Origin of the sequence: Frankia canadensis (genome assembly GCF_900197875.1) — a bacterium.
In the GTDB taxonomy this organism is placed as follows: domain Bacteria; phylum Actinomycetota; class Actinomycetes; order Frankiales; family Frankiaceae; genus Frankia; species Frankia canadensis.
Genome location: NZ_FZMO01000304.1, coordinates 1 through 4,092, shown reverse-complemented (window position 1 = coordinate 4,092; position 4,092 = coordinate 1). Strand labels below are relative to the sequence as shown.

Genomic DNA, 4,092 nt, shown 5'->3' with positions numbered 1-4,092 from the left:
GCACCGCCTCCCGCTCGAGTACCGTCACCCGCCGGCCCGCCCCGGCCAGGCGCAGCGCCGCCGACAGCCCCGCGAACCCCGCGCCGACGATGACGACATGGTCCGTCGGACCCTCCACCGTGCGCATCAGCCACCCACCTCCCGTGTCCCCGCGCCGCCCGCCCCACCGGCGCCCTGCGCGCCGTGACCGGTCACAGTGACCGGTCACAGTGCCCGTGCCGTGGCGGCGGTGGCGAGCCGGGCGAGCGCGTCGTGGACCGGGCTGTCGAGGTCGCGGTCGTCCAGGGCGGCCAGCGCCCGCGCGGTGTGCGCGGCGATGCGCTCCTCGGCGAGCGCGAGGGCGCCACTGGCGACGATCAGCTCCCGCGCCCGGGCCAGTGCCGCCGGGGTCGCCGGGGCGGCGACGAGCGCGCGCAGCGCCGCCGCGGCCGGCGGGTCGGCGTGGCGCAGGGCCAGCGTCAGCAGCGCGTTGGGCCGGCCGTCCCGCAGATCCTCGCCGGCGGGCTTGCCCGTCACCGCCGGGTCACCGAACACGCCGAGGATGTCGTCGCGCAGCTGGAACGCCTCGCCGAGCGGCCGGCCGAACGCCGCGTAGGCGTCGAGCAGCCCCGGCGGGGCGCCGGCGAGCAGAGCGCCGAGCTGCAGCGGGCGGATCACCGTGTAGCCGGCGGTCTTGTACCGGGCGATGCGGCCCACCCGCGCCGGGTCCGCGGCCACCCGCCCGTCCGCGTCGAGGAGCCGTCCGGTCAGGTCCAGGTACTGCCCGGCGACGAGCTCGGCGCGCATCCGGGCGTAGGTCGGCCAGGCCCGCGCGAGCGCGCCTGGCGCCAGCCCGCTCGCCATGAGCAGGTCGTCGGCCCAGGTCAGGAACAGATCACCGAGCAGGATCGCGGCCGAGCGGCCGAAGGCGGCCGGATCCCCGGGGCGCCCGTCCGCCGCGTGCAGGCCGGCCAGGCGCCGGTGCGCGCTCGGGCGGCCGCGGCGCAGGTCCGAGTCGTCCATCACGTCGTCGTGCACGAGTGCGCAGGCGTGCAGCACCTCCAGGGAGGCGGCCGCCGTGACGATCTCGTCACAGTCCTCGCCGCCCGCACCGCGCCAGCCCCAGTAGCAGAACGCCGGGCGCACCCGCTTGCCCCCGCGGACCAGCACGTCCTCGGCGAGCTGGACGAACGGTTCGAGCTCGGCGTCGATCCCGCGCAGCGCCTCGCCGCGGGCCCGGGCGAACCGGCGCAGCACGGCGGACACCCGCGGCCCCAGCTCGGTCATCGTCGGGCCCCGGTCATCGCGCGGCGGCGGGGTACCGTGCGGTGTGCCCGTGTTCGACACCGCCGTCGTCGTGGTCGCCGCCGTGCTGCTGGTCGCCGCGCTGGGCGGTCTCTCCCTGTTGCGGCTGCCGCCCGCCGAGCTGGTCCACACCGTCGACGGTATCGACGCCGTCGAGGTCATGGTGGCCGCGGGCCGGGTTGAGGCGGCCGAGCGCGACCGCGCTGACGTGCGCGTCGAGCTCACCGTGCGCCGCCGGCCCGGCCGCGCGTCCCCCCGGGTGACCGTCGCGGACGGTCGCCTGCGCGTCGACGGCCGGCGCAGCGAGGTGCGCGTCCAGCTGGCCGTGCCGCCCGGTACCCGCCTGCGTGCCGAGGTGCTCAGCGGGGAGATCACCCTGTGGGGCTTCGGTGGGGAGCTGTCGCTGGTCACCCGGGACGGCACGATCGCCGGCCGCGAGCTCGGTGCCGGCCCCGTCGCCGCCCGCAGCCACGGCGGCGACGTCACCCTGCACTTCGCCGCGCCGCCGGACGCCGTGCACGCGCGCAGCGACACGGGCCTGGTCACCGTCATGCTGCCCGACGCCGAGTACGGCGTGCAGACCGAGGCCGGCGACCCGCGCGGCGTCGACCTCGAGCTGACCCCGGTGCCCGGCGCGGCCCGCCAGATCGTTACCCGGACGGTCAGCGGACGGGTGCGGGTGGGCCTGACGGCGCCGCTCGGCCCGCTGCCCATCTGAGCCGTCTCCCCGGATCCCGAAGGCCGTCCCAGGGCGTGGTCCTCTCCGGGCTACTCTCAGGGCATGACGGCGGTCCCGACTGTGAGCGCGAAACCGACGACGATGGCCGAGTTCCTCGCCTCGGGGGTTCCGTCGTTCTCCTTCGAGTTCTTCCCGCCCCGCACCGCGGACGGCGAGCGCCAGCTGTGGACGGCGCTGCGCCAGATCGAGGCGCTGCGCCCGTCGTTCGTCTCGGTGACCTACGGCGCCGGCGGCTCCACTCGCGACGGCACGATCCGGGTGACCGAGCGCATCGCCACGGAGACCACGCTCACCCCGATCGCGCACCTCACGGCGGTCAACCACTCCGTCGCCGAGCTGCGCCAGGTGATCGGCAACTACGCCGGCGCCGGCGTGCGCAACGTGCTGGCGCTGCGCGGTGACCCGCCGGGCGACCCGCAGGGCGAGTGGGCGGCCCACCCGCGGGGCCTGTCGTACGCCGACGAGCTGGTCCGGCTGGTGCGCTCCGTCGGTGACTTCTGCGTCGGCGTCGCGGCCTTCCCCGACAAGCACCCCCGCTCGGCCGATCTCGACGCCGACGCGCGCCACCTGGTCGGCAAGTTCGACGCCGGCGCCGACTACGCCATCACCCAGTTCTTCTTCGGCGCGGACGACTACTTCCGCCTCGTCGACCGGGTCCGCGCGCTGGGCTGCGACAAGCCGATCATCCCGGGGATCATGCCGGTGACCAACGTCGCGCAGATCGTCCGGATGGCGCAGCTGTCCGGCGCCGCCTTCCCGCCCGCACTCGCCGCCCGGCTGGAGGCGGTCGCCGACGATCCGGCGGCGGTGCGGGCGATCGGCGTCGAGGTCGCCGCCGAGCTGTCCCGGAGCCTGCTCGACGGCGGCGCGCCCGGCCTGCACTTCATCACCCTCAACCGGTCCAGCGCCACCCGGGAGATCTTCCAGGCCGTCCGGTAGTGCCGCGACGGGGCCGCTCAGGCGTCCCCGTCGCCGACCGCGCCGCGCGCCGGCTCCGGGTCGGGACCGGCCGCCGGGTCGGCGGTGTGGTCGGCGGTGTGGTCGTCGTAGGCGTCGAACACGCACAGCAGCCACTCGTCGCGGAAGGCGCGCTCGCGCACCAGCGCGAACCCGGCCTGGTTGGCGGCGTCGATCACGGCGGAGACCAGGCCCAGGTCGAGGGTGTTGAAGACCGGGGCGATGTGCACCGCGAGGATCACCTGGTCGCGGTGCGCGGCGAACACCGTCTCCGCGTCCAGGTCATCGAGGCTCGCCACCACGCCGTTCGCCTGCTCGGTCACGTCGCTGACTGTATGCCGCGGCCGCGATCGACGCCGCCGGTACGCTCGGCGGCGGCCACCGGCGGGAGGCGGCGGGTCGCCGCGGGCACGATGGACGGCGTGCGCACCCCGGTACCCGACCGCGACGCCTACCTTGACCGCTGGGCGCGGCTGCACGGCGGCTACGACCCGCGTGACGGCCTGTGGCTGGTGCGTGCCTGGCTGACGTGGGTGCACCGGCTGGCGAGCCCGCTGGCGGCCCTGCGGGTGCCGCCGTCCGCGGTGACGGCGGCGGGCGTGGTCGTCACCGGGCTCGCGGTGCCCACGGCCGCGGCGGGCGGGCGCTGGCCGCTGCTCGGGGTCGCGGCGCTGGTGGTCGGGGGCGTCGCCGACAGCGTCGACGGTGCCGTCGCGGTGCTGACCGACCGGGCCGGGCCCCGGGGCTTCGTGCTGGACTCCGTCGCGGACCGCTGCGGGGACATGCTCTGCCTGACGGCGCTGTGGTGCCTCGGCGCGTCGGGCGGCCTGCTGGTCGCGGCCGGCTGCGCGCTGTGGCTGCTGGAGTACACCCGGGCGCGGGCCGGCAACGCCGGGTTCGGCGAGATCGGCGTCGTCACGGTGGGGGAGCGGCCGACGCGGCTGATCGCCACGGGGTTCGGGCTGGCGGGGGCGGGCCTGGCAGCGGTGGTGGCCCGCCCTCAGCATCTGCAGGAACGGCGTGGCCGTGACGGCCACAGTGCCGCCGTGGCGTTCGGTCCGCGCCAGCCCCTCCTGCGGGTCCCACGCCTCCATGAGGTGCGAGCTCGCTCC

General features: G+C 76.6%; 5 protein-coding genes and 1 pseudogene. 3 read left to right on the top strand and 3 right to left on the bottom strand.

Annotated elements, in window-relative coordinates; translation table 11 throughout:
* Positions 1-127, bottom strand: a 127-nt coding sequence (locus tag C1A33_RS21460; protein ID WP_207770424.1) for an FAD-dependent oxidoreductase, incomplete at its 3' end; no start/stop codon positions are given.
* A gap of 77 nt (positions 128-204) precedes the next feature.
* Complete coding sequence (locus tag C1A33_RS21455) at positions 205-1,266, bottom strand: polyprenyl synthetase family protein (RefSeq protein WP_101833202.1); 1,062 nt, start codon at positions 1,264-1,266, stop codon at positions 205-207.
* A 49-nt stretch (positions 1,267-1,315) separates the two neighbouring features.
* On the opposite strand from C1A33_RS21455, the gene C1A33_RS21450 reads away from it, so the two are divergent.
* On the top strand, positions 1,316-2,002 hold the full coding sequence (locus C1A33_RS21450; RefSeq protein WP_207770423.1) for a DUF4097 family beta strand repeat-containing protein: 687 nt from the start codon (positions 1,316-1,318) through the stop codon (positions 2,000-2,002).
* A gap of 63 nt (positions 2,003-2,065) precedes the next feature.
* Positions 2,066-2,962 carry a methylenetetrahydrofolate reductase [NAD(P)H] gene (gene metF, locus C1A33_RS21445; RefSeq protein WP_101833201.1) on the top strand — a complete coding sequence of 299 codons (897 nt, stop codon included), beginning with the start codon at positions 2,066-2,068 and terminating at the stop codon, positions 2,960-2,962.
* A gap of 101 nt (positions 2,963-3,063) precedes the next feature.
* Here metF and C1A33_RS21440 read toward each other — a convergent pair.
* Positions 3,064-3,303, bottom strand: a pseudogene (locus C1A33_RS21440) (hypothetical protein); the annotation flags it as partial.
* Positions 3,304-3,393: 90 nt separating this feature from the next.
* Here C1A33_RS21440 and C1A33_RS21435 point away from each other — a divergent pair.
* On the top strand, positions 3,394-4,092 hold a 699-nt coding region (locus tag C1A33_RS21435), incomplete at its 3' end, for a CDP-alcohol phosphatidyltransferase family protein (protein ID WP_243407792.1).